The organism is Kitasatospora sp. NPDC088548, from assembly GCF_044753005.1.
Classification (GTDB): domain Bacteria; phylum Actinomycetota; class Actinomycetes; order Streptomycetales; family Streptomycetaceae; genus Kitasatospora.
The window spans coordinates 21,238-45,141 of the sequence record NZ_JBIVMI010000033.1 but is presented as its reverse complement, the minus strand read 5'-3'; the positions used below and the strand labels follow the sequence as shown (position 1 = coordinate 45,141).

The window sequence follows — 23,904 nt, the reverse complement described above, 5'->3', positions numbered from 1 at the left end:
GCCGTGACGACGGCGACGCGGGGGTTACGCCTGCGTGAACCGCGGCCGCGCCGGGCCTCCGGACCGGCTATCGTGCCGCGCGCGGCGGGCCCGGGCGGTGCGGCGCGCCGGGCGCCGGGCGCCCGTGCGCCATGTGCCGGACATACCGCCGGAGCCGCCGGACATGCCGCCGGACATGCCGCCGACCGTGACGGCGGCGGCCGTCACGGTCGGCGGGGCGGGCGGGGCCTCGACGGAGGCCCGTGGGGGGGGTGGCCCGGCGCGGGTCAGACCACCGAGACGTACTCCGGAATGTCCTGGACCACCCGCTCCTTGAGCCGGCTGACCGCGTCCACGCCCCTGAACCGGGAGGCGGCGGCCTCGGTGGTCTTGCGCACCCGGGAGTTGAGCCGCTCCGAGCGCACCTTGGTGGCGATGTCCACCGCCTGCTCGGCCATCGCCGCGGCCTGCTCCGGCTCCTTCTGCAGCAGGTGCACGCTGGCCATGCCGATCAGGTTGAAGGCGTACGAGCGGACGTGGTCACCGTCCTGGCGGAAGAGGTCCACCGCGCGCTCCATCACCGGGGCGGACATCGAGGCGTACAGCTCGGCCTGGTCGGAGTGGTAGGCGAGGTCGCGGAAGGAGTGCGCGTTCTCGGCGTTCAGCTCGGCGGGCGAGAAGAACTTCAGCCAGTCCGGGTCGCCGTCGCCCTCGCGGATGTCGGTGAAGGTGTCCTCGGCCAGCCGGACGGCCCGGGCGCAGCGGTTCACCTCGCCGATGGTGGCGTAGGCGCGCGCCTCCATCGCGTACAGCAGCGACTGCTGGCGCGGGGTGGCGGTGTCGCGGCTGCCGTACTGGGCGAGGTGGATCAGCTCCAGGGCGTCCTCGCCGCGGTTGAGGTGGATCATCTGGCGGCTCATGTCGGTGAGGATGAGCGCGCCGAACGGGCGGTCGCCGGCCTCCTTGGCGGCGTGCAGCGCCAGTACGTAGTACTTCTGCGCGCTGGGGTGCATCCCGACGTCGTACGACATCCAGCCGGCCAGGTGGGCCAGTTCGGCGGTGAGCCGGAACAGCCGCTTGGTGGTCTGCTCGGGGTACGTCTCCTGGAGCAGGTCGGTGACCTCGTGGAGCTGGCCGACGACGGCCTTGCGGCGCAGCCCGCCGCCGTTCTGGGCGTCCCACTGGCGGAACATGACGGTGGTCTGCTCCAGCAGTTCCAGCTCGGGCTCGGAGAGCCGGCCGGTGAACGGCTCGCCGCCGTTGGCCGCGGTGAGGATCGGGGTGGGCACGCCGCTCGGGCCCGGGGCGAGCCAGCGCTGCATGGGCTCGATCAGCGCGGCACCGGCGGTCAGGGCGAGCGAGGTGCCCAGGAAACCCCGCCGGTTGAGCATCAGGTCGCTGCGGGAGTAGTCGCTGATCAGCTGAACGGTCTGGGGCGCGCTCCACGGCAGGTCGACGCCGCCGCCCACGGTGGAGACCGGGATGGCGGCGCGCAGGCCGAGGTCCTCGATGGAGACCACCGAGCCGAAACGCTCGGAGAACAGTTCCGACATGATCTTTGGGATAGGTTCTCGGGGCTGCTCACCGTCGAGCCAGCGGCGCACCCGCGAGGTGTCCGTGGACACATGGTGGGCACCGATCTGACGGGCTCTGCGGTTGACCTGGCGGGCCAACTCGCCCTTGGACCAGCCGCTGCGGCCGAACCACGTGGTCAGCTTCTCATTGGGTTGCTTCTCTGCCATGGGAATGTCCCCATCCCGCCCGGCCCCTGCTGAGGGGCCCCCGATCGTGTCCGCCCGACGGTTGCGGGCTCTTGCCAGACGTGCCGTATCCGAGGTTGCTGCCGTATCAGTTGTCGTACTGGTGCGCCATCGCCACGGACGGTTCGTCAGTTCTCCCAACTCCCGTCCGCGGATGGCCCGGAGCGGACTCCCCGACGATGTCCGTGTGCTGAACGTAATGCCCCGCCGGCTGCCCGAGGGAGCGGCCCTGGCGAAACGCCACCTTTCGCCACCCCCAGGAGTGAACCGAAGCCAGGCCCCGCACGCTTCACTGGAGAGGTCCGACCGTCCGGCATATGCAGGCCGCCAAGTCCGCCCCGGCACACCCCGAAATCATCGCAACCCACAACAACCACAGGCGAGTTTGACACCCGACTCCTCGCCGGCCGCCCCACCCTCCCGACGATCGGGCATCGACACCGCCGGCCACAAGGCGGCGCCCGAGGCACACCGTCGCAACAGGCGCACGCCACGCGCTGCGCGCCGCTACCGCACCACGCACGACGCAACCATCACGCAACACACAGTCACCATCCCGTAACCATCGGCTACCTGAATCTGTTGGGGGAGGCATGGACAACCTGTTCGGCGAACTTCGGCTGGGACACCTGCGGCTGACACAGCTGGGCGCGCGCCGCCGCACCCGCGTCACCGCGTCCCGGGCCGCCGCGGAGTACACCGGCCGCTGGGGCTGGGCGGTCGCCGTCGGCGGCCCGGCCGGCTCCGGCAGCGCCCCGGCCCGCTGCCAGTGCGGCACCCCCCGCTGCGGCGCGCCCGGTCTGCACCCCGGGTCCGGCCGTCGGCCCGCCGGGCGGCCCGACGCGGACGACTCGGTCCTGTTCCCCACCGGCCGGGCCTTCGACGTCCTGGACGTCCCCGAGCAGGCCGGCCTCCAGGCCCTGGTCCGGCTGGAGCGGATGGGCACCCAGATCGGCCCGGTGCTCGCCACCCCCACCGGCCGGCTCCAGTTCCTGGTCGCGGCCGGCACCGCCCGCCGGCTGCCCGACCTGCTGTACCGGATGGGATGGGACGACGCCGCCCTGGACCTCACCTGCCACGGCGAGGGCGGCTATGTCGCCGCGCCGCCCACCGTGCTCCGCGGCCTCGGCCCGGTGCGCTGGCTGCGCCGGCCCACCCGCGACAACGCCGGCTGCCCGCCCGAGGCCCGGCTGCTGCTCGGCACGCTCGCCTACGCCTGTCACCGCAGCCGCGAGCGCACCGCCGAACCCGCCTGGCTCGCCTCCTGACCGGGCGCCGGGCGCTCCGCTCCCCCGGGCGCCCGGACCGCGCCGAGGACGTCCGGACGGGCTCGCCCTGGTCCGGACAACGCCGAAGGGCCCGCCCCTCGCGGAGCGGACCCTTCTTCACCGAGACGGGGGTCAGTCCCCGATCAGCGCGTCGACGAACGCGCCCGGCTCGAACGGCGCCAGGTCGTCGGCGCCCTCGCCGAGACCGATCAGCTTGACCGGGACGCCCAGCTCCCGCTGCACGGCGACCACGATGCCGCCCTTGGCCGTGCCGTCCAGCTTGGTCAGCACGATGCCGGTGATGTCGACCACCTCGGCGAAGACCCGGGCCTGGATCAGGCCGTTCTGACCGGTGGTGGCGTCCAGCACCAGCAGCACCTCGTCCACCGGGCCGTGCTTCTCGACCACCCGCTTGACCTTGCCCAGCTCGTCCATCAGGCCGGTCTTGGTGTGCAGTCGGCCGGCGGTGTCCACCAGCACGGTGTCGGCGCCCTCGGCGATGCCCTCCTTGACCGCGTCGAACGCGATCGAGGCCGGGTCACCGCCCTCCGGGCCGCGTACGGTCCGCGCGCCGACCCGCTCGCCCCAGGTCTGCAGCTGGTCGGCGGCGGCGGCCCGGAAGGTGTCGGCGGCGCCGAGCACCACCTTGCGGCCGTCGGCGACCAGGACCCGGGCCAGCTTGCCGGTGGTGGTGGTCTTGCCGACGCCGTTGACGCCGACCACCAGGACCACGGCCGGGCCCTCCGCGTGCCTGGTGGAGTGCACGGTGCGGTCGGCTTCGGTGCCGATCAGCTCGACCAGTTCCTCGCGCAGCAGGCCGCGCAGGTCTTCCGGGGTACGGGTGCCGAGCACCTTCACCCGGGTGCGGAGCCGATCGACCAGCTCCTGGGTGGGGGCGACGCCGACGTCGGCGGTCAGCAGGGTCTCCTCGATCTCCTCCCAGGTGTCCTCGTCCAGGCGCTCACGCGAGAGCAGCGTGAGCAGGCCCTTGCCGAGCGAGTTCTGCGAGCGGGAGAGCCGGGAGCGCAGCCGGACGAGTCGGCCTGCGGTGGGCTCGGGGACTTCGAGGGCCGGAGCCTCCTCGGCCTCGGCCGGCGCGGGGACGGCCTCGGCCTCGGGGAGCTCCACCTCCTCGACGGTGCGTCTGGGCTCCTCGGTCGGCGGCGCGGACTCGTCGCCGACCTGGGGCTCCTGCGGGGTCGGGGGCGCCGTGATGACCGGCGCCGGCGACTTCGGGGGCAGCTGCTGGCGTCGTCTGCCGGAAACGACGAGGCCGGCGATCGCGCCGATGGCGACCACGGCGATGACTACGGCAAGGATCACGTATTCCATAACCCCCCCAGTATCCGTGACCGGGACCCGGGCGGACCGCAGGCGGCGTAGGGCCAGTCGTCGAACTGGCCCTAGACCGATGCGGGTCGGACCGTCTTCGGCCGCTCCCGGTGCTCTCCCCCGGTCCGGCGGCCGGGAGGCGCCCCCTCGCGCAGGCGCTGGCTGATCACCTGGGAGATGCCGTCGCCCTTCATGGTCACGCCGTAGAGGGCGTCGGCGGACTCCATGGTCAGCTTCTGGTGGGTGATCACGATCAGCTGGGAGCTCTCCCTCAGCTCCTCCATGATCCCGATCAGCCGGCGCAGGTTGGTCTCGTCGAGCGCCGCCTCCACCTCGTCCATCACGTAGAACGGGCTGGGCCTGGCCTTGAAGATCGACACCAGCAGCGCCACCGCGGTGAGCGAGCGCTCGCCGCCGGAGAGCAGCGAGAGCCGCTTGACCTTCTTGCCCGGCGGACGGGCCTCCACCTCGACGCCCGTGGTCAGCATGGAGTCCGGGTCGGTCAGTACCAGCCGCCCCTCCCCACCCGGGAAGAGCCGGGAGAACACGCCCTCGAACTGGGCGGCGGTGTCGTGGTAGGCCGAGGTGAACAGCTGCTCGACCCGCTCGTCCACGTCCTTGACGATGTCCAGCAGGTCGCGCCGGCCGCGTTTGAGGTCGTCCAGCTGTTCGCCGAGGAAGCGGTGCCGCTCCTCCAGCGCCGCGTACTCCTCCAGCGCGAGCGGGTTCACCTTGCCGAGCTGCTGGTACGCCTTCTCGGCCGCCTTCAGCCGCTTCTCCTGCTCGGCCCGGACGAACGGGCGCGGCTCGCCCTGCTCCTGGCCCTCCGCCGCGTTGCCGTCGGCGTCCGGCGCCGCGGGCGTCGGCGGGACGAGCTGCTCAGGGCCGTAGGAGGCGAGCAGCTCGTCGCCCCCGATGCCGAACTCCTCCAGCGCCCGGGTCTCCACCTGTTCGATCCGCAGCCGCTTCTCCGCTCGCAGCACCTCGTCCCGGTGCCCGGCGTCGACCAGCTTGTCCAGCTCGGCCTTGAGCCCGCGCCCGTGCTCGCGGTGGTCCCGCAGCTCCGTCTCCCGTTCGGCGCGCGCCTGCTCGGCGGCCGCCCGCTCGGTGTCCGCGCGGGCCAGCGACACCTCCACGCAGGCCAGCAGCTGCCGGGCGCCCGCCGCGACGGCGTTCGCCACCCCGGCGTCGTGCTCGGCGCGCCGGCGGCGCTCGGCGGCCCGGGCGCGCGCCTCGCGCTCGGCCCGGGCGGCCCGGTCCAGCTGGTCCGCCCGGCCGGTGAGGGCGCGGACCCGCTCCTCGTGGGTGCGTACCGCGAGTCGGGCCTCCAGTTCGGTCTGCCGGGCCCGGGCGGCGGCGTCGGCCAGCCGCTGCTGCTCGGTGGTGTCCGGCTCGTCCTCCCCCGCGTCCGCCGACTCCTCGGCCGCCGCGAGCCGTTCGGCCAGTTCCTCGGCGCCGGCCAGCAGCTGCGCCAGGCCGTCCTCGGCCCGGGCGGCGGCGGCCGCCAGCCGTTCGGCCTCGCCGGCGGCGGCGCGGGCCTGCCCGCCGAGCCGGCCGAGCGCGCCCGCCACCTCGGCCCGGTCCTTCCCGGCCTGCCGCCGCCGGGCCGCCAGCCGCTCCAGTTCGGCGGCCGACTCCCTTCGCAGCTCCGTGAGTTGATCCAGCCTCTCGGCGGACTCCGCGCACTGGACGGCCAGTTCGGCGATCGCCCGGGCGGTCTCGTCCACCGCGGCCTGGGTCTCCAGCAGACTGGGCGCACCACCGGATCCGCCGTGCGCGAACCCCGCGCCGAGCCGGTCGCCGTCAACCGTGACGGCGGTCAACCCGGGCCGCTCGTGGATCAGTTGCAGCGCCTCGTCGAGCGAGCCGACCAGCACGGTCCGGTCCAGCAGGGCGCGCGCGGCCGACCGCAACCCCGGCGGGCCGTCGACCAGTTCGGCGGCCCAGCGGGCACCTGCGGGCAACTCCCCCACGACGTGGTCGGGTTCGGCGGCTCCGGCGATCAGCAGAGCGGCCCGCCCGGAGTCCTCCTCGCGCAGCAGGCGCAGCGCCTCGGCGGCCGTAGCGGGCGAGTCGGCGGCCACCGCGTCCGCGGCCACTCCGAGCGCGGCCGCGACGGCCGCCTCGGCGCCGGGTTCGATCCGCAGCAGCGCGGCCGCCGGGCCCAGCAGACCGGTCAGCCGGTCACCGGCCGCGAGCAGGGCTCCGCTGCCGTCCTTGCGGCGCAGCCCCAGGGCGAGCGTCTCGTGCCGCGCGGTGAGCCCGGCCCGCTCGCGTTCGGCCGCGCCGGCCGCCTCGCGGGCGGCGGTGAGGTCGCCCTCGACCCGGGCGAGCCGTTCCCGGGCGGCCTCGTGCGCGGCGTCGGCCTGGTCGTCGTCCACCGCCAGCGCGTCGACCTGCTCGCGCAGTTCCTCGTACTCGCGCTGGGCGGCCCCGGCCCGCAGCAGCGCGTCGTCCCGGGCCTCGGTGAGCCGGCCGATCTCGGCCTCGGCCGCCGCCGCCTTGGACCGCGCGGCCGCCGACTGCCCCTGCAGCCGGGCCAGGCCCTCCCGGCGGTCCGCGATGGCCCGGGCGACGCCCTTCAGCCGGCGTTCCTCCTCGGCCAGCGCGCGTTCCAGCGCTCCCCTGGTCTCGACCGCCTCGGCCAGCGCGTACTGGGCCTCCGCCAGCGCCTCGGCCAGTTCGGCCTCCTCCTCCCGGACGCGCCCCGCCTCCCGCTCCAGTTCCTCCGGGTCGCGCCCGCGCCGCTCCTCGGCCTGCCCGCCGGCGGCCGCGTGCCGGGCCCTGGCCTCGGCCAGTCCGAGGGTGCCGCGGGTGCGTTCGGCGAGGGCGGAGAGCCGGTACCAGGTCTGCCGGGCCGTCTCCAGGCTCGGGCCGAGCTGCTGGATCTGGGCTTCCAGTACGGCTTCGCGCCGCACCGCGTGGGCGAGTTCCCGCTCGACGGTGGAGCGGCGCAGGGTGAGCGCCTGTTCGTCGGCGGTCTCCGCCTCGACGGCCCGACGCAGGGTGAGCAGGTCGTCGGCGAGCAGCCGCAGCCGGGCGTCGCGCAGATCGGCCTGGATGCCCGCGGCCCGGCGGGCGATCCTGGCCTGTCGGCCGAGCGGGCCGAGCTGGCGGCGCAGTTCGGCCACCAGGTCCTGGACCCGGTTGAGGTTGACCTGCATCGCGTCCAGTTTCCGCAGCGCCTTCTCCTTGCGCTTGCGGTGCTTGAGGACGCCGGCGGCCTCCTCGATGAAGGCCCGGCGCCCCATCGGGTCGGCGTGCAGTACGGAGTCCAGCTGGCCCTGGCCGACGATGACGTGCATCTCGCGGCCGATACCGGAGTCGGAGAGCAGTTCCTGGATGTCGAGCAGCCGGCAGGTGGTGCCGTTGAGCGCGTACTCGCTGCCACCGTTGCGGAACATCGTCCGGGTGATGGTCACCTCGGCGTAGTCGATCGGCAGCGCGCCGTCGGAGTTGTCGATGGTGAGACTGACCTCGGCGCGGCCGAGCGGGGCGCGCCCGCTGGTCCCGGCGAAGATGACGTCCTCCATCTTGCCGCCGCGCAGCGACTTGGCGCCCTGCTCCCCCATCACCCAGGACAGGGCGTCGACCACGTTCGACTTGCCGGAGCCGTTGGGGCCGACCACGCAGGTGATCCCGGGCTCGAAGCGCAGGGTGGTGGCGGAGGCGAAGGATTTGAACCCGCGCAGCGTCAGACTCTTCAGGTGCACGCGCCGGTCTCCTCATCGCTCGCCCGGGCCCCCAGCGGCGACTGTATCCGGCCGGACCCGCCGGTTCCGTGCGCGGACACGACGCGGACACGACGAAGGGACGCCACTCAGGGCGTCCCTTGCAAGCTGCGTCCCTTTCGGGGCGGCTCGGTGCACAGCGGCGTCGATCTGTGAGGACCGGGCGGGACTCAGGTGAGAGCCGGCTCCCGCTGATCCAGATCGATGCTGTTGAGCAGCGAGTGCTCGTCAGCGACAGCGGTGAGAGCGTCGTTCTCGGCCTGCATCCGAAGAAGCTCGGATTCAAGGTCCTGGACGCGCTGCTGAAGCCGTCGCATCTCGGAAAGCATTCGCGGGTCGGGGCCGCCGACGTACCCGAGAAGCGCCTTTGCCATGATGAATGGTCCTCCACGCTGAGTGACCGAACCGGAACGGTACTGGTCTAGGGGGAAGGGTGACGCACGCGCGGCGCTCCACCGGCAGTGCTGGCTGGGCACTGCGGCACACGCACCGTGAGCTGGGCTCACCGGGGCGTGCACCTACCGGGAAAACGCGGTCGTGTGCGCGGGTTTCCAGCGTCTCACCAAAGACTGTACGGGTCAACACGATCACCGCACGCTACCGCGCCCCTGTCACCTGCATGGCGGTGCTGTCACGCCAGACGGTCTCGGGCCGGTCCACCGCGTACTCGTGGATCATCGTTCGCTGCGGAGTCAACCACGAGTCTGCCCGGATGGCAACCGCATGACACCGAAGGTGGTCGGTTGTTTCGGGCGGCCCGGTGGGAGGCCCGGCCCAACCGCCCTGCCCGGCGGCCGGTTCGGCGGTCGGCTCAGCGGATCTCGAAGCCCTCGTAGCCGCTGCCGACGGCGGTCCAGATCTCGGTGACCCCGGTGACGGCGCCGGGGGTGTCGGGGCCGCGGAGCAGGGCGAGCAGTTCCTCGCAGTCGACGGCCGCCCCTTCGGCCACCACCTGGACCCGGCCGTCGCCGAGGTTGCTCGCATAGCCGGTCAGGCCGATCTCCAGCGCCCGCGCCCTGGTCCACCAGCGGAAGCCGACCTGCTGGACCTTGCCCCGCACCCAGGCGGTCGCCCGGACCGGTTCATCGCTGTGCGCGTCACGACCGTGCATGCCCCAGACCCTATCCGGCGCCCTCGCGGCCTGCCCGGTCAGGGCTCCACGGGCCCTTCCACCGTCCAGCCCGGGCTGTGGATCTCCATCTCCAGCTCGCCCCGCCGCCCCTCCTCGCCGCAGGTGCGGCAGACCCAGGCCGGGTCGTAGGGGTGCGGCTCGCGCCCTTCGGGGGCGTGCTCGAAGATCACGGGCGGCTCGGGGGCGAGCCAGCGGTCGCCCCAGCCGAGCAGCGCCTGGGTGAGCGGCGCGAGGTCCCGGCCCGCCTCGGTGAGGTGGTACTCGTAGCGCGGCGGCCGCTCGCTGTAGGCGCGGCGCTCCACCACGCCCGCCTCCTCCAGGGCGCGCAGCCGCGCGGTCAGCCGGTCGCGCGGGGCGCCGGTGTTACGGGCGATCCGGTCGAAGCGGTGGTTGCCGTAGAACAGTTCGCGGACGGCGAGCAGCGCCCACTTCTCACCGACGACCTGGAGGGCGGCGGCGATCGAGCAGGGCCGGCCGGGGAGGGCCGAAGGAGTGCGGGAGGTCACCCGGCCAGCCTGCCACACCGGGTTGTGTTCTCAAACTCAATCGGCCGGCGCTCCCGGCCGGCCTCCGGCAGCACGACGGCCCCGCCGTCACCGGCGGGGCCGTCCGTGGTCGACCGGGTGGCGGCTCAGAATCCTCCGCCGAAGTCCCCGCCGCCCCCGAAGTCCCCGCCGTCGAAACCGCCGCCGAAGTCCTCGGAGCTGAAGTCCGCACCGGAGTAGTCGCCGCCCTCGAAGGACGAGCCGGCGTCCATCATCGGCGCGGCCGCGTAGGCCGGGCCGCTCATCATCGAGCCGAGCATGGTGCCGACCAGCAGCCCGGGCAGCAGCCCGCCGCCGAAGCCGCCGAAGTAGCCGCCCGCCCACGGCGCGTACGCCGGGCCGGCGTTCCAGTACGGCTGCGGGCCGTGCTCGGTCGGGACGGTCCGGATGTCCGGGTCCTGTCCGGCGGCGAGCCGGGCCGCGTCCGCCTGGCAGACCGGGACGGTGCGCGCCGCGCCGCCGGCCGGGGCCCAGTCGGCGTCCCGCACGGACGGGCCGTGCCGGGGGTCGAAGAAGCACGGCGGACGGCGCTCCGGCAGCGGCCGCTTCTCCCGCCGGGCCGCCAGCGTGGCCAGCGAGAACCGGCCGTCCTCCAGCGCCTCGGTGACCGGCTTGACGTCCTCCGGCCCCTTCGCCTCGTCCATGCTCCGCTTGGCCCGCTCGTACGAGTCGAGGGCGTGCGCGTAGTCGGCGCGCTGGGTGTCGTCGGCGTCCGCCGCACCCGGGCTGAAGTCGAGCCGGTCCAGCTCCTCGCCGAAGGCGGTGATGTCCTCGTCCACCACCTGGCGCAGCTGGGCCAGGTCGGCCAGGCGCTGCTCCTCCTTGCGCCGCTTGGCCCGGCGGAAGAGCAGGAACACCCCGGTGCCGGCCAGCGCCAGCAGGGCCAGCGGGACGACGATCGCGGCGGTCGAAACGCCGCCGCTGTCGCTGTCGCCGTTCACGCCGTGGCCCTTGACCTGCGGGGCGGCGGTGTCGACGAAGTCGTTGAGGACGGCGTCGATGTCGCCCGGGTGGGAACGGAAGGACGCGCCCGCGATCCGCTCCGCGTTCACGCTCGGCAGCGCGGACTTGTCGGAGCGGGCCTTGAACTGGTCGCCGCTCCAGATGCCGTAGGTGCCGGTGATGCCGGTCTTGGTCCGCAGGTCGGTGAAGACCGTCGTGGCGCCGTACGGATCGGCGGCCGGAACCACCGCGATGAAGATCGGCTTGTCGGCCTTGCGGATCTTCGCGGTCAGGGCGTCGGCCTGGCTCTGGCCGAACCGGCTTTCCATCGCCGGGTCGACGTACACCCGGCCCTGCTTGAGAGCGGCGGCGGCATCGTCCAGCCCGCCGGCCGCCGAGGCGGTCGGCGCCAGCAGGAGCAACAGCCCGAGCACCGCCGCCACGAGGGCCAGCGGCCCGGCGCCCCGGGAACGTCGTCGAGCAAGGGTTCTCATGCCTTGACGCTACCCCGGCCGGCCTCCCGGCACGGCATACCCTTCGCGTACGGGGACCGCCGCGCACCCCCATCGTCCGCCGGGGGCGGCGCCCTCCTCCGGGATGATGTTCCCCCCGGCCGCCCCTGAGCCTGCCCGGGGGCGGGAACCCGGGCCCCGGCCCGGTCGTACGTCCCGGCGGGCCCACCGTGGTCACACCCGTCCTGACGCTACCCCGGCACCAGGCATAGTGGTGCCGGACCACCTGTCCCATGACCTTCTCTTGACCACTTCTCTCGATCGGAGCACTCGGTGTTCATCGGCCTCGTCACCGCCGTGGCGGCCTCCGCCTGTTACGGCACCGGCTCGGTCCTGCAGGCCGTCGGATCACGTCGCTCCGCCCGGGAGGAGGCCGCCCGGGGCTCCGCGGCCGGGGTCACCGAGCACGGCGGGCCCAGCCTCTCCTCGACCGCGAAGGCCGCGGTCACCTGGGAGTTCATCGTCGGCACCGTGCTCGACCTGATCGGTTTCGGGCTCGGGGCGCTGGCCGCCCGGCTGCTGCCGCTGTTCCTCTCGCAGACCATCATCAGCGCCAACCTGGTGATCACCGCGGTGCTGAGCATCAAGCTGCTCGGGATACGGCTGAAGCAGCTGGAGTGGGCGTCGATCGGCGTGCTCTGCTCGGCGCTGGTGCTGCTGGCCGTCTCGGCCGGCCCGGAGGGCGGCCACCACGCGTCGATGGCCTTCCACTGGGGGCTGCTGGCGATCACCACCGTGCTGCTGGCCGGCGGCGGACTGCTGGTGCGGCGGATGGGCGCCAACGGCGCGATCGTCGCCGGTCTGCTCTCCGGCCTCGGCTTCGGCGCCCTCGGCGTCGGCGTGCGCATCCTCAACGGCGTCGACCCGTTCGAGCTCGGCAGGCTGCTCTCCGACCCGGCCCTGTACGCGATCCTGGTCGGCGGCCTCGGCGGGATGTACGTGCACACCGTCGCGCTGCAGATCGGCTCGGTGAACGGCGCGACCGCCGCCCTGGTGGTCGGCGAGACCGTCCTGCCCGGCGCGGTCGGCGTCCTGTGGCTCGGCGACTCCTCCAAGGCCGGCCTCGGCTGGCTCGGCGTCCTCGGCTTCCTGCTCGCCGTGGTCTCCGCCGTCGGCGTCGCCTACTTCGGCCAGGACACCCACGGCGCCCTCGGCGACACCGCCGCCGAGCCCGAACTCACCAAGCACTGAGGGCTCGGAGCGCCCTTCAGCCCCCGCTGCGGGCCCGTGGCACGCGCTGGCAGCGGGGGCAGAAGTAGCTGGACCGGTTCATCCAGGCCGCGCGGCGGATCGGGGTGCCGCAGCGGCGGCAGGGCTCGTGCTCACGGCCGTAGGCGTCGAGGTCGCGGGAGAAGTAGCCGCTCTCGCCGTTCACGTTGACGTAGAGGCTGTCGAAGCTGGTGCCGCCGACGGCGAGGGCGGCGGTCATCACGTCCCGGGCGTGCGCCAGCAGTACGGCGGCCTGGGGGCGGGTGAGCGAGCCGGTCGGGCGGTCGTAGTGCAGCCGGGAGCGCCAGAGCGCCTCGTCGGCGTAGATGTTGCCGACGCCGCTGATCAGGGTCTGGTCCAGCAGGGCCCGCTTGACCGTGGTGCGCCTGGCGCGCAGCGCGGCCACGAAGGCGGCGTCGTCGAAGCGCGGGTCGAGCGGGTCGCGGGCGATGTGCGCGAGGGAGACCGGGGTCCCCTCCGGGTCGCCGTCCTCGGCCTCCTCCACCGCGAGACCGCCGAAGGTCCGCTGGTCGACGAAGCGCAGTTCGCGCCCGCCGTCGGTGAACCGCAGCCGCACCCGCAGATGCGTCTCGTCGGGCACCGTCGGGTCCTGGACGAGCAGTTGGCCGCTCATCCCGAGGTGGCCGAGCAGTGAGAATCCGGTTCCGGCACCGGAGAGCGGCACCCAGAGGTACTTGCCGCGCCGCTGCGCGCTGCCGAGCGTGGTGCCGGTCAGCCGGGCGGCGAAGTCGGCCGGCCCGGCGGGCTGGCGGCGCACCGCGCGCGGGTGCAGCACCTGGACGCCGGCGACGGTCCGGCCGGCGACCCAGTTCGCCAGCCCTCGGCGGACGACCTCTACCTCGGGGAGTTCGGGCACGTGAACTGGCCTCCTGCGACGGGGATCTGCAGGAGGAAGGCTACTGCGAACTCAGGCGCCACCGGGCAGGCGGTTGGCGTACTTCTCCTTGATCGCCCGCCAGGCGCTCTCCGCGGCCTTCTGCTCGGCTTCCTTCTTCGAGCGGCCGACACCGGTGCCGAAGTCCTCGCCGGCCACCCGGGCAGCGGCGGTGAAGGTCTTCTCGTGGTCCGGACCGGACTCCGCGACCACGTACTCCGGGACTCCGATACCCGCCGAGGCGGTGAGTTCCTGAAGGCTGGTCTTCCAGTCCAGGCCGGCCCCCAGCTGAGAGGACTCCTCGATCAGCGGGTCGAACAGCCGGTGGACGAACTCGGTGGCCGCGTCCAGGCCCTGGTCCAGGTAGACGGCGCCGATCACGGCCTCGACGGTGTCGGCGAGGATCGACGACTTGTCGCGACCGCCGGTGCCCTCCTCGCCCTTGCCGAGCCGGATGAAGACGCCGAGGTCCAGACCCCGGCCGACGTCCGCGAGCGCGCGGGAGTTCACCACCGCGGCGCGCAGCTTGGCGAGCGTGCCCTCGGGGACGTCCGGGTGGACGCGGTAGAGGGTGTCGGTCACCACCAGGCCCAGCACCGAGTCGCCGAGGAACTCCAGGCGCTCGTTGGTGGGCAGCCCACCGTTCTCGTACGCGTACGAGCGGTGGGTCAGGGCACGTACCAGAAGGGCGCGCTCAAGTGTGTACCCGAGGCGCCCTTCCAGGACGTCGTATTCGGTCGAAGCCGGCCCGCCGGCCTTTCCGCCGCCCGAAGGACCCTTCGGGGCGATGGCCGCCTTGCGGGAGGGATTACCGTCCGACATCGATCCGTGCACCCCGCCGATCAGACCGAGAGGACCTGGCGGCGGTTGTACGTGCCGCAGCTCGGGCACGCGATGTGGCCGAGCTTCGGCTCGTGGCAGCGGTCGCACGCCACGAGGGCCGGAACGACGGCCTTCCAGTTGGAACGGCGGTGGCGCGTGTTGCTGCGCGACATCTTCCGCTTCGGAACAGCCACGGCTACTTCTCCTGGTTCTCGGCGGCACCCTCACGGGTGTCGCTGTTCTTGATCCCGTCACCCTCGTCGCCGGGGGCGGCGGAGAGTCCCTGCAGAGCCGCCCACCGGGGGTCGGCGGCCTCGTGGTGGTGCGCCGGGTCGTCGCTCAGGCGCGCTCCGCATTCGGAGCACAGGCCCAGGCAGTCGTCCTGGCACACCGGCTGCAGCGGCAGTGCGAGCACCACCGCGTCACGCAGCACCGGCTGGAGGTCGAAGAAGTCGCCCTCCAGACGGTAAGTCTCTTCGTCCGAGTCCTCGTCGAGGTCCTCGGCCCCGGCGGTCCGGGCGCGGTGGCGCTCGTCGGACTCCGGGTAGTAGTACAGCTCCTGGAAGTCCACCTCGAGGTCGTCCTCGACCGGCTCCAGGCACCGTGCGCACTCGCCCTCGACCCGGGCCTCGGCGGTGCCGGTCACCAGCACACCCTCGACCACGGACTCCAGGCGGAGCTCCAGCCGGATCTCGCTCTTCTCCGGGACGCCGATCACATCGATGATCCCGAGGCCCTCGGGGGCCTCCAGGGTGCGGGACACCTTGCGCAGCGAGCCCGGGCGACGTCCCAGCTCGTGCGTGTCGAACACGAGGGGGTCGCGGTGGTCGAGGCGGTTCAAGGTGTCCTGACTTCCTGAGGAGACTGAGGTGCGGCGCTGCTCATCGGATGATGCGCGGGCAGACCGACGGCCCGACACGGAGAGGCCGGAGTGGTCAGACTACCGGAGTCTCCCGTCAGGCCCAACTTCGGTCCCGGCCGGGCTCCCCGCCGGGGCCCTCGCCGGGCACCCCGCGAGGCACCCGGCCGGGCGGCCGGGATCAGCGGCCGCCGAGCTCCCTGAGCCTGGTCATGTCGATCATGCTGGTGTCGAAGAAGCTGGTCTCGTCCAGCCCCTGCTGCTGCTGCGGGAGCTGCGGCGGGGCGGCCGGCGGCGGCGGGTAGCCGCCCCCGGCGGTCTGCTGGGGCTGCCCCCACGCGTCGTACTGCTGGGCGGCGAAGCCCTGCTGCTGGGGGTAGCCGTCCGTGCCGTCCGGCTGCGGGTTCCCCCAGGCGTCCTGCCGCCCGGCCGGGTAGCCCGGCTGCTGGGGCGGCTGGGGCGGCTGCTGCGGGTAGCCGTACTGGGCGCCGTAGGGGTCGCCCTGCACGGCCGGGTCGAAGCCGCCGCCGTAGACCTCGGCGTACTGCCCGCCCTGCTGCTGGGCGGCCGCGTACTGGTCCGCGCCGGGGGTCTGCCAGCCGGCCGCGGCCGGGGTCTGCTCGGGCCAGGTCTGCTGCTGCGGCACCTCTTCGCGGTACCAGGGGATCTCCTCGCCGTCGGCGTCGGCGGCGAAGCCCGCCGCGACCGCCTCGGCGCGGTTCTTGGCCTGCTGGGCCTGGTCGGCGGCGGCCAGGTAGGCGCCCAGCTCGTCGATCGGGGCCTTGCCGAGCAGCTTGTCGCGGCCCTTGCCGACGGCCGCCAGCGTCTTGCCGAGGACGGCCTCCAGGGTGGCGAGCTTCACATCGACGTACTCGTCGACCTCGGGGCTCGGGCTGATCCGCTGCTGCGGCCGGAACTCCTCGCCGTCGCTCTCGCCCTCGTACTCGGTCTCGAAGACACTGGCGTCGCCGCGCAGCTTGGTCCGGCCGCGGCCGACCGCGCCCAGCGTCTTGGTGAGCACGACCTCGAAGTTGGCGAGCTTGCTGTCCACGTAGTCGTCGGCCTCGCTGAGCTTGGCCTCGACCTCGGCCCGCGCCTCCGCGAGGATGCGGTCCGCCTCGGCCTGGGCCCGGCGGACCACCTCGGTGTCGGAGATCAGCGAACCGCGCTCGGCGTGCGCGCCCTGGATGATCCGCTCCGCCTCGGCCTGCGCCTCGGCCACCACCTGCTCGTGGTCCGCCATCACGGACTGCGCCTGGGCCAGTTCGGCGGGCAGGGCCGCCCGCAGGCCCTGGAGCAGACCGACCAGCTCGGCTCGGTTCACCACGCAGGAGGCCGACATCGGCATCGCGCGGGCGTTCTCGACGGCCGCGACGATCTCGTCGACTTTGTTCTGCACGTCCACGGGGCTTCGTCTTTCCGTGTGCCGCCGACGGTCCGGCGGAGGCAGGCCCAGCGCGGTGGACCTCACCGCAGGGCAGGAATACAGACTTTACGGCCACCGCCGCGCGAGGTCACAACGCCCGGACCGGACCGCCCGCCCGGACCGGGGACAACTCATGACGAACCGGCAGAAACGGACTCCGAGCGGACGGGCGGGCGAACGGACGGACGAGCGGAAAGCCCGCGCGTTACTGCGCGGCCCTGCGCTCCGCGATCCGGTCGACCAGCCGGCGGTGCACCGTCTCCGGCAGCAGGTGCGAGACGTCGCCCCCGTACGAGGCGACCTCCTTGACCAGGGTGGACGACAGGAAGCTGTACGTCGGCGAGGTCGGCACGAACAGCGTCTCGACGCCGCTGAGGCCGTGGTTCATCTGCGCCATCTGCAGCTCGTAGTCGAAGTCGCTGACGGCACGCAGGCCCTTGATGATCGCCGGGATGTCGCGCTCCCGGCAGAAGTCCACCAGCAGGCCGCTGTGCGACTCCACCACGATGTTCCCGTACTGGGCGGTGGTCTCCTCGATCAGGCCGATCCGCTCCTCGATGGTGAACATGCCCTGCTTGTTCCGGTTGATCAGGACCGCGACATGCACCACGTCGTACAGCTTCGAGGCCCGCTCGATGATGTCGAGATGACCGTTGGTGATCGGGTCGAACGATCCGGGACAGACGGCGCGACGCATGGCGTGGGTGCTCCCTCATCGGGTGACGGCTGCTGCGGGCCTCGGCCCGTTACGAGTGTTGGCGAGCCTCGGCGGCGGCGCGACCGTACCAGAGCGTGCCCTCGCCGTAACGGCGCGAGCGCACCCCCTCGAAGCCCTCCGGCCAGCCGAACCCGCCACCGCGGGTGCTGCGCTCCACGGTGACGAGTGCGCCGTCCGCGAGCCAGTCCCCGGCCAGGAGTGTGATCAGCATCTCGCGCACCTCGTCGTCGGTGACGACGTACGGCGGGTCGAGAAAGACCAGGTCATACGGGACCTCCGGGGCCGGCCCCACGATCACCTTCTCGGCCCGGGCGGCCCGCACCTCGGCCCCCGGGAGGTTGACGATCCGGACGTTCTCCCGGATCACCCGGGCCGCCTGGCCGTCCGCCTCGACCAGCAGCACGTGCTCGGCGCCGCGCGACAGCGCCTCCAGACCGACCGCGCCCGATCCGCCGAACAGGTCGAGCATCCGGACCCCGTGCAGGGTCCCGCGCAGCGACTCCAGGGTGGAGAACATCGCCTCGCGGGCCTTGTCGGAGGTCGGGCGGGTGCCCCGGCCGGGCGGTACGGCCAGCCGACGGCCGCCGGCCGCCCCGGCGATGACGCGGGTCATGGTGGTGGGAGGTCCTTTCGTCGCTGCCCACCACGCTATCCCCTGCTCCGCGCTCGGCTCGCCTCCGGGGCGCTGGTGCCCGGTACCGCCGTCCTCCCTCCCGCGCCCCTTCGGCTCGCTCGCGTCGTCGGCCCCTCGGCTCAGCCCGGTCCGGCGGGAGGGGCCGGGTGCTCAGCTTGCGTCGGGGACCGCGGTCTGGGCCGGAACGGCCGCGCCGAGCAGTGTCGGCGAGGCGTAGCGGGACCAGGAGAGGCAGCCGTCGGGCGGGCAGAACTCGGGGCGGCGCGGGTCGTGGCCGAGCTCGCGCAGCTTGGTGCGGACGGAGTCGGGCGTGCGGCCGAAGCGGGCGGCGATCCGGGCGATGGTCTCGCTGTCGTGGAACCGCCGGACCAGCTCCTCCTCGTGCTGCGGCACCCAGGGGGCGCCATGGCCGGGGTAGAGCTCGCGCAGCACGTCACGGTCGGGGATGGGCTCGGAGACATCGGCGACGATCGCCAGCGCCCGCAGCGCGCGGTTGAGCGCGATCCGCAGCGAGGCGACGTCCTCGACCGGCAGGCGGAGCCGGCCCGAGGCGAGCGGCGAGGCCGCCGCCCCCTCCCGCCAGCCGGTCAGGGTGAGGGTGACCTCGCGGTCGTCGTCGCTGGCGAGTTCGATCCGGAAGACCTTGTCGCCCAGCGGGAGCTCGTTGAGATGACGGAATGCCATGGCATGACCCCCAAATGTCGCGCCAGGTACGCACGTTGGGAGTGCGCCCTGAACAACTCCATTCTCTCCCGGGGGTCTGACAATCGACCCTGGACGAACGCGCTCAGCCCTTCTCCATGTAGGCCGCGCGGTCCTCGTCGATCAGGCTCTCCAGCGCGGTGCGCAGATCCGGATGGGCGGCCAGCCCGGGATCCTCGGCGACCAGCCGGGTGGCCTCGGTGCGGGCCGTCACGATGACGTCCTCGTCCTCCAGCACGGACAGCACCTTGAGCGAGGACTTCACCCCGGACTGCGCCTGGCCCAGCACATCGCCCTCGCGGCGCTGTTCGAGGTCGATCCGGGACAGCTCGAAGCCGTCCAGCGTGCCGGCGACCGCGTCCAGCCGGGCCCGGGCGGGGCTGCCCGCCGGCATGTCGCTGACCAGCAGACAGAGGCCCGCCGCGCTGCCGCGCCCGACCCGGCCGCGCAGCTGGTGCAGCTGGGAGACGCCGAACCGGTCCGCGTCCATGATCACCATCGCGGTGGAGTTGGGGACGTTGACGCCGACCTCGATCACGGTGGTGGCCACCAGGACGTCCACCGCGCCGGCCGTGAACCGGCGCATCACCTCGTCCTTCGCCTCGGGCGCCAGCCGGCCGTGCAGGATCTCCACCCGCAGCCCGGCCAGCGGCCCCTTCTCCAGCATCTCGGCGGTCTCGACCACGGACAGCGGGGGCCGGCGCTCGTCGCTGTCGGCGCCCAGGTCCTCCGGGTCGTCCGGCGCCGGCTTGCGCTTCTTCTTCGCGTTCTTCGGGTCGGTGGGTTCCTCGTCCCCGATCCGGGGGCAGACCACGTACGCCTGGTGGCCCTTGGCCACCTCCTCGCGGACCCGCTCCCAGGCACGGGCCAGGAAGTTGGGCTTCTCGACGGCCGGGACGACATGGGTGGAGATCGGCGAGCGCCCGGCCGGCAGCTGGTCCAGCACGGACGTCTCCAGGTCCCCGAAGACCGTCATCGCGACGGTGCGCGGGATCGGGGTGGCCGTCATCACCAGCAGGTGCGGCGGCTGTTCGCCCTTGGCCCGCAGGGCGTCCCGCTGCTCGACGCCGAAGCGGTGCTGCTCGTCCACCACGACCAGGCCGAGGTCCTGGAACTGCACCTTGTCCTCGATCAGCGCGTGGGTGCCGATGGCGACGCCGCCGTCACCGCAGGCCATGTCCAGCAGCGCCTGCCGCCGGGCCGGAACGCCCATCGAGCCGGTCAGCAGCACCACCTTGGTGCCGAGGTCCGAGCCGCCGAGCATGCCGCCCTCGGCCAGGTCGCCCATCATCTCGACGATCGAGCGGTGGTGCTGCTGCGCCAGCACCTCGGTGGGCGCGAGCAGGACGGCCTGGCCGCCGGCGTCCACCACGGCGAGCATGGCGCGCAGCGCGACCAGCGTCTTCCCCGAGCCGACCTCGCCCTGGAGCAGCCGGTGCATCGGGTGGGAGGTGGCCAGGTCGGCGGCGATCTCGGCGGAGACGGTCCGCTGGCCGTCGGTGAGGGTGAACGGCAGCCGCGCGTCGAAGGCGTCCAGCAGGCCGCCCGCCCGGGGCAGGCGCGGGACGGCGGGCAGCGCGGAGTCGGCGGCCCGGCGCTGGGCGAGCGCGACCTGGAGGACGAACGCCTCGTCCCAGCGCAGCCGGCTCTGGGCGCGCTCGCGGTCGGCCTGGCTGCGCGGGCGGTGGACCAGCTCCAGCGCCTCGGGCAGCGGGATCAGGTCGTGCCGCTCGCGCAGTTCGGCGGGCAGCGGTTCGCCGACGTCGGCCAGGTGCTTGGTGAGCGCCGTCTCGACGCAGATCGACAGCTTCCAGCTGGGCATCTGGGCGCTGGCGCCGTACACCGGGATGAGCCGGCCGGCGAACTGCCGGGCCGCGTCGGACCCGGCGTCCTCGTCGAGCAGCTGGTAGTCGGGCGAGACCAGCTGGCGGGTGCGGTTGAAGACGCCGACCTTGCCCGCGAACAGGCCCTGGGCGCCGGTCCGCAGCTCCTTCTGCCGCCAGCCCTGGTTGAAGAAGACCAGGGAGAGCCGGCTGCGGCCGTCGGTGACGACGACCTCCAGGCGGTCGCCCTTGCGGCCGCGGAACGGGATCAGGGTGACCTTCTCGATCCGGGCCAGCACGGTCACGTGCTCGTCGATCTCCAGCTCGTCCAGGCTGGTGAGCTGGCCGCGTTCGACGTAGCGGCGCGGATAGTGGTGCAGCAGGTCCCCGACCGTGCGCAGCTTGAGGCTGTCGGCGAGCACCTTGGCGGTACGGTCGCCGACCAGTTTGGTCAGTGGTTCATCGAGAGCGCCCATCACGCCCTGTTTACACCACCGGGCCGACAGAACCACCGGAGCGGCGGTGCGTCAGCCCGGCGGACCGGCGGGCCGGCGGGCCGGCGGCTCACTCCACCCCGATCAGCAGCGGCGCGGACTCCTGGCCGCCGTGGAAGACCACCGCGTCGACCTCGGGGCGCCGGTGCCGGGCGTGCGCGACCAGCCGCTCGGCCAGGCCGGCGGGCGCGCCCTCGCCGAGGACCAGGGTGACGAGTTCGCCGCCCGCGCCGAGCATCCGGTCGAGCACGCTCTCGCCGACCTCGGCCAGCCCGGTGCCGATCACCGCGACGTCGCCGTCGATCAGGCCGAGCACGTCCCCGGCCTGGCAGACCCCGGCCATCGTCCAGGACTCCCCCTCGGCGAGGGCGAGTTCGGCGTGCCGGGTGGCACCGGCGGCGGACGTCATGGCCACCACGTCCTCGTCGAACCGGCGGCCCGCCTCGTGCACGGCCAGCGCGGCCAGGCCCTGGACCGGCGAGCGGGTGGGCAGCACCGCGATCCGTATGCCCTCCTCGCGCAGCTGGTCGGCGGCGGCCCCGGCGGCGGCCCGCAGTTCGGGGTCGTTGAGCAGCAGGACGACCTCGCGGGCGGCGGCCCGCCGGACCGCCTCGGCGAGTTCGGCGCTGGCGGGCGGGCGGTCCGGGTCGGCGCGCAGCACGGCGGCACCGGCCTGTTCGCAGAGTTCGGCCAGGCCCGCGCCGGAGACCACGGAGAGCACCGCCCGGGCGCGCTCCGCTCGCTCGCCCCGCTCGGCCGCGGTGCCGGAGCGTGCGGCGGCCTCGGCGAAGTGCGTGATCCGGATCTGGTGCGGGCGCCCGGCCTCGACCCCGGCCTCGACGGCGGCGCCCGCGTCGTCCACGTGGACATGGACGTTCCACAGGCCGTCGCCGCCGCCGACCACCAGCGAGTCGCCGAGCGCGCCGAGCCGCGTCCGGAGCGCGGGCAGCGCCTCGTCGGGCGCGTCCAGCAGGTAGATCACCTCGAAGGCGGGGTGGCCGGGGCCGGGCGGCCGAAGGTGCGCGCCCGCGCAGCTCTCGGCGGTCCGGACGTCCCCGCGCAGCGCGACCGGGCCCATCGGCTGGTGCCCGGCCACCGCGTCGGCGAGGGCGCCGAGCACGGCGACCAGGCCGCGCCCGCCGGCGTCCACCACCCCGGCCTCGGCCAGGACGGAGAGCTGCTCGGGGGTGTGCCGCAGCGCGTCGCGGGCGGCGCGGTGGGCGGTGTCGGCGACCTGGGCGAGCCCGCCGCCGACCCGGGCCGCCTCCCGGGCGGCCACCCGGGCGACGGTCAGCAGGGTGCCCTCGACGGGTTCCGCGACGGCCTGGTAGGCGGACTCGGCGGCGCGCTGGAGCGCGGCGCGCAGCTGCTCGGCGCCGCCGCCCCCGGCCAGGGTCTCGGCGGTGCCGCGCAGCCACTGGGCCAGGATGACGCCGGAGTTGCCGCGGGCGCCGATCAGCGCCCCCCGGGCCATCGCCCGGGCGGCCTCGGCGAGCCCGGGCTCCGGGTCCCCGGCCGGGTCGGTGAACCGGCTCTCCACCGCGGCCGCGGCCGACTCCACGGTCAGATAGAGGTTGGTGCCGGTGTCTCCGTCCGGGACGGGGTAGACGTTGAGTGCGTCGATCTCCTCGCGGGCCTGGCCGAGCGCGCGCAGAGCCAGCTGGCACCAGGTGCGCACGGCCGGGGCGTCGAGCGTGTGCAGCACCAGGTCTCCTCCGGATGGGACGCCGTGATGGCCTGAGAGTGAACGGCGAGGGGTGATACCGGCAGGTTATCGGGGGCCGGGGGGCGGCGCCGGGGGGCCGTGAGCGAAGCGATCACCCGCGTGGTCGTGGTAGTTTCGTCGAACGGAAGCAAGCGTTGTATGCTCTTCCGGTTGCCTGGAACAATCCGGGCTCACCCTTCGGTCCGGTCCGGTTCACGAGAGTGCTCCGCTGGTCCAGCGGGGTTTTCGAACGTAAATGATCTGAAGTCTTGGAGTGACTCCTGTGGCTGCCAACTGCGACGTCTGCGGCAAGGGGCCGGGCTTCGGCAACAGCATCTCCCACTCTCACCGCCGTACCCCCCGTCGTTGGAACCCCAACATCCAGACGGTGCGCGCTGTGATTGGGCGGACGCCGAAGCGGCTCAACGTCTGCACCTCGTGCATCAAGGCCGGTAAGGTCTCGCGCTGACGCGCAGACCGGTAAGCCGGTCCTCCAGTCAGCCGGTTCATCTTCGGATGAACCGGCTTTCTGTTTTTCCGCACCGTCATGGGCGGGCCCTCGGGCCCGCCCATGACGGTGTCAGCGCCAGCGCCAGGCGTGGTCGACCGGTCCGATCCCGGCGCCGAGCGCGAACCCGCCGGCGATCGCCCCGGTGATGTACTCCTTGGCGGAGGCCACCGCCTCGGGCAGCGACTCGCCCTTGGCGAGGCCTGCGGCGATCGAGCTGGCCAGGGTGCAGCCGGTGCCGTGGGTGTGCCGGTTGTCGAAGCGCGGGGCGCGGTACCAGTACTCCTCCCCCGCCCCGCCGTAGAGCAGGTCGGCGGCCTCGCCCTCCAGGTGGCCGCCCTTCACCAGCACCCAGCGCGGACCGAGGTCGAGCAGCGCCTTGGCCGCGTCGAGCATCTGCGCCTCGCGCTCGACGGTCCGGCCGGTGAGCTGCGTCACCTCGTGCAGGTTGGGCGTGGCGAGGGTGGCGACCGGCAGCAGTCTCTCCCGGACGGTGGCGACGGCCTCGGCGGCCAGCAGCGCGTCCCCGTGCTTGGAGACGCCGACCGGGTCGACCACCACCGGGGCGTCCACCCCGGCCAGCAGCTCGGAGACGGTCTCGACCAGCTCGGTCGAGGCGAGCATGCCGGTCTTCACGGCCTGCACCCCGATGTCGTCCACCACACTGCGGAACTGGGCCCGGACGGCCTCGGCCGGCAGCTCCCAGTAGCCCTGGACCCCGAGCGAGTTCTGTGCGGTGACGGCGGTGATCACGCTCATGCCGTGGACGCCGAGGGCGAGCATCGCCTTGAGGTCGGCCTGGATGCCGGCGCCGCCGCCGGAGTCGGAGCCGGCGACGGTGAGCACACGCGGAGGAGCGGTGGCGGGGGTGGGGGACGCAAGAGCCATGCGCCCAACCTACCCGGGCC

21 protein-coding genes are annotated in these 23,904 nt (G+C 73.5%); 3 read left to right on the top strand and 18 right to left on the bottom strand.

Annotated features, from left to right (window positions below; translation table 11 throughout):
• Window positions 1-266 precede the first annotated feature (266 nt).
• Window positions 267-1,721: a hypothetical protein gene (locus ACIP82_RS32375; protein WP_363608922.1), complete on the bottom strand. Its 1,455-nt coding sequence runs from the start codon at window positions 1,719-1,721 to the stop codon at window positions 267-269.
• Window positions 1,722-2,332: 611 nt separating this feature from the next.
• Here ACIP82_RS32375 and ACIP82_RS32370 point away from each other — a divergent pair.
• On the top strand, window positions 2,333-3,007 hold the full coding sequence (locus ACIP82_RS32370) for a bifunctional DNA primase/polymerase (protein WP_400658677.1): 675 nt from the start codon (window positions 2,333-2,335) through the stop codon (window positions 3,005-3,007).
• 132 nt (window positions 3,008-3,139) lie between these two features.
• Here the strand turns inward: ACIP82_RS32370 and ftsY are convergent, their stop codons facing one another.
• The 6 genes from ftsY to ACIP82_RS32340 all read right to left on the bottom strand — a co-directional run bounded on the left by ftsY (window position 3,140) and on the right by ACIP82_RS32340 (window position 11,183).
• Window positions 3,140-4,339, bottom strand: coding sequence for a signal recognition particle-docking protein FtsY (gene ftsY / locus ACIP82_RS32365; protein ID WP_363608918.1), 1,200 nt, complete (start codon window positions 4,337-4,339; stop codon window positions 3,140-3,142).
• 71 nt (window positions 4,340-4,410) lie between these two features.
• Window positions 4,411-8,052: a chromosome segregation protein SMC gene (gene smc / locus ACIP82_RS32360; protein WP_400658675.1), complete on the bottom strand. Its 3,642-nt coding sequence runs from the start codon at window positions 8,050-8,052 to the stop codon at window positions 4,411-4,413.
• Window positions 8,053-8,240: 188 nt separating this feature from the next.
• Window positions 8,241-8,444, bottom strand: coding sequence for a hypothetical protein (locus ACIP82_RS32355; protein ID WP_030243474.1), 204 nt, complete (start codon window positions 8,442-8,444; stop codon window positions 8,241-8,243).
• A gap of 437 nt (window positions 8,445-8,881) precedes the next feature.
• A complete protein-coding gene (locus tag ACIP82_RS32350; RefSeq protein ID WP_363608914.1) occupies window positions 8,882-9,181 on the bottom strand; it encodes an acylphosphatase in 300 nt (99 codons plus the stop codon).
• Window positions 9,182-9,219: 38 nt separating this feature from the next.
• Entirely contained in the window at window positions 9,220-9,708 is a 489-nt protein-coding gene (locus ACIP82_RS32345) for a winged helix-turn-helix transcriptional regulator (protein WP_400658672.1), read from the bottom strand.
• 125 nt (window positions 9,709-9,833) lie between these two features.
• The gene (locus ACIP82_RS32340; RefSeq protein WP_400658670.1) at window positions 9,834-11,183 is read right to left on the bottom strand and encodes a transmembrane domain-containing protein; all 1,350 of its coding nucleotides are present in this window, start codon (window positions 11,181-11,183) and stop codon (window positions 9,834-9,836) included.
• Window positions 11,184-11,474: 291 nt separating this feature from the next.
• Between ACIP82_RS32340 and ACIP82_RS32335 the strand changes: the two genes are divergently transcribed.
• Window positions 11,475-12,392 carry a hypothetical protein gene (locus ACIP82_RS32335; RefSeq protein WP_363608908.1) on the top strand — a complete coding sequence of 306 codons (918 nt, stop codon included), beginning with the start codon at window positions 11,475-11,477 and terminating at the stop codon, window positions 12,390-12,392.
• A gap of 16 nt (window positions 12,393-12,408) precedes the next feature.
• Here ACIP82_RS32335 and mutM read toward each other — a convergent pair whose 3' ends face one another.
• The 10 genes from mutM to ACIP82_RS32285 all read right to left on the bottom strand — a co-directional run bounded on the left by mutM (window position 12,409) and on the right by ACIP82_RS32285 (window position 22,488).
• Window positions 12,409-13,287: a bifunctional DNA-formamidopyrimidine glycosylase/DNA-(apurinic or apyrimidinic site) lyase gene (mutM, locus tag ACIP82_RS32330; protein ID WP_400658668.1), complete on the bottom strand. Its 879-nt coding sequence runs from the start codon at window positions 13,285-13,287 to the stop codon at window positions 12,409-12,411.
• A gap of 51 nt (window positions 13,288-13,338) precedes the next feature.
• Window positions 13,339-14,127 (bottom strand): ribonuclease III, encoded by a 789-nt coding sequence (rnc, locus tag ACIP82_RS32325; protein WP_363608904.1) that lies wholly within the window; start codon window positions 14,125-14,127, stop codon window positions 13,339-13,341.
• Window positions 14,128-14,147: 20 nt separating this feature from the next.
• Complete coding sequence (gene rpmF / locus ACIP82_RS32320) at window positions 14,148-14,321, bottom strand: 50S ribosomal protein L32 (RefSeq protein WP_030056747.1); 174 nt, start codon at window positions 14,319-14,321, stop codon at window positions 14,148-14,150.
• 2 nt (window positions 14,322-14,323) lie between these two features.
• Window positions 14,324-14,968, bottom strand: a complete 645-nt coding sequence (locus ACIP82_RS32315) for a DUF177 domain-containing protein (RefSeq protein WP_363608902.1) — start codon at window positions 14,966-14,968, stop codon at window positions 14,324-14,326.
• Between the two features lie 199 nt (window positions 14,969-15,167).
• Window positions 15,168-16,391: a cell division initiation protein gene (locus ACIP82_RS32310; RefSeq protein WP_400658664.1), complete on the bottom strand. Its 1,224-nt coding sequence runs from the start codon at window positions 16,389-16,391 to the stop codon at window positions 15,168-15,170.
• A 226-nt stretch (window positions 16,392-16,617) separates the two neighbouring features.
• Entirely contained in the window at window positions 16,618-17,109 is a 492-nt protein-coding gene (gene coaD / locus ACIP82_RS32305) for a pantetheine-phosphate adenylyltransferase (RefSeq protein WP_363608898.1), read from the bottom strand.
• 49 nt (window positions 17,110-17,158) lie between these two features.
• Window positions 17,159-17,743 (bottom strand): 16S rRNA (guanine(966)-N(2))-methyltransferase RsmD, encoded by a 585-nt coding sequence (gene rsmD / locus ACIP82_RS32300; RefSeq protein WP_363608896.1) that lies wholly within the window; start codon window positions 17,741-17,743, stop codon window positions 17,159-17,161.
• A 171-nt stretch (window positions 17,744-17,914) separates the two neighbouring features.
• A complete protein-coding gene (locus ACIP82_RS32295; RefSeq protein WP_363608894.1) occupies window positions 17,915-18,448 on the bottom strand; it encodes a hypothetical protein in 534 nt (177 codons plus the stop codon).
• Between the two features lie 103 nt (window positions 18,449-18,551).
• Window positions 18,552-20,765 (bottom strand): ATP-dependent DNA helicase RecG, encoded by a 2,214-nt coding sequence (gene recG, locus ACIP82_RS32290; RefSeq protein ID WP_400658661.1) that lies wholly within the window; start codon window positions 20,763-20,765, stop codon window positions 18,552-18,554.
• 88 nt (window positions 20,766-20,853) lie between these two features.
• Window positions 20,854-22,488, bottom strand: a complete 1,635-nt coding sequence (locus ACIP82_RS32285) for a DAK2 domain-containing protein (RefSeq protein ID WP_400658659.1) — start codon at window positions 22,486-22,488, stop codon at window positions 20,854-20,856.
• Between the two features lie 283 nt (window positions 22,489-22,771).
• On the opposite strand from ACIP82_RS32285, the gene rpmB reads away from it, so the two are divergent.
• Window positions 22,772-22,957 (top strand): 50S ribosomal protein L28, encoded by a 186-nt coding sequence (gene rpmB / locus ACIP82_RS32280; RefSeq protein WP_014138233.1) that lies wholly within the window; start codon window positions 22,772-22,774, stop codon window positions 22,955-22,957.
• Window positions 22,958-23,068: 111 nt separating this feature from the next.
• Here rpmB and thiD read toward each other — a convergent pair whose 3' ends face one another.
• The gene (gene thiD, locus ACIP82_RS32275) at window positions 23,069-23,884 is read right to left on the bottom strand and encodes a bifunctional hydroxymethylpyrimidine kinase/phosphomethylpyrimidine kinase (RefSeq protein WP_363608888.1); all 816 of its coding nucleotides are present in this window, start codon (window positions 23,882-23,884) and stop codon (window positions 23,069-23,071) included.
• Window positions 23,885-23,904: the final 20 nt, after the last annotated feature.

Coding starts and splice junctions, on each gene's coding strand:
- thiD (WP_363608888.1), bottom strand. CDS start 23,884: ATGGCTCTTGCGTCCCCCACCCCCGCCACCGCTCCTCCGCGTGTGCTC.
- ACIP82_RS32375 (WP_363608922.1), bottom strand. CDS start 1,721: ATGGCAGAGAAGCAACCCAATGAGAAGCTGACCACGTGGTTCGGCCGC.
- rsmD (WP_363608896.1), bottom strand. CDS start 17,743: ATGACCCGCGTCATCGCCGGGGCGGCCGGCGGCCGTCGGCTGGCCGTA.
- ACIP82_RS32295 (WP_363608894.1), bottom strand. CDS start 18,448: ATGGCATTCCGTCATCTCAACGAGCTCCCGCTGGGCGACAAGGTCTTC.
- ftsY (WP_363608918.1), bottom strand. CDS start 4,339: ATGGAATACGTGATCCTTGCCGTAGTCATCGCCGTGGTCGCCATCGGC.
- ACIP82_RS32350 (WP_363608914.1), bottom strand. CDS start 9,181: ATGCACGGTCGTGACGCGCACAGCGATGAACCGGTCCGGGCGACCGCC.
- coaD (WP_363608898.1), bottom strand. CDS start 17,109: ATGCGTCGCGCCGTCTGTCCCGGATCGTTCGACCCGATCACCAACGGT.
- ACIP82_RS32355 (WP_030243474.1), bottom strand. CDS start 8,444: ATGGCAAAGGCGCTTCTCGGGTACGTCGGCGGCCCCGACCCGCGAATG.
- ACIP82_RS32340 (WP_400658670.1), bottom strand. CDS start 11,183: ATGAGAACCCTTGCTCGACGACGTTCCCGGGGCGCCGGGCCGCTGGCC.
- recG (WP_400658661.1), bottom strand. CDS start 20,765: ATGGGCGCTCTCGATGAACCACTGACCAAACTGGTCGGCGACCGTACC.
- rnc (WP_363608904.1), bottom strand. CDS start 14,127: ATGTCGGACGGTAATCCCTCCCGCAAGGCGGCCATCGCCCCGAAGGGT.
- ACIP82_RS32370 (WP_400658677.1), top strand. CDS start 2,333: ATGGACAACCTGTTCGGCGAACTTCGGCTGGGACACCTGCGGCTGACA.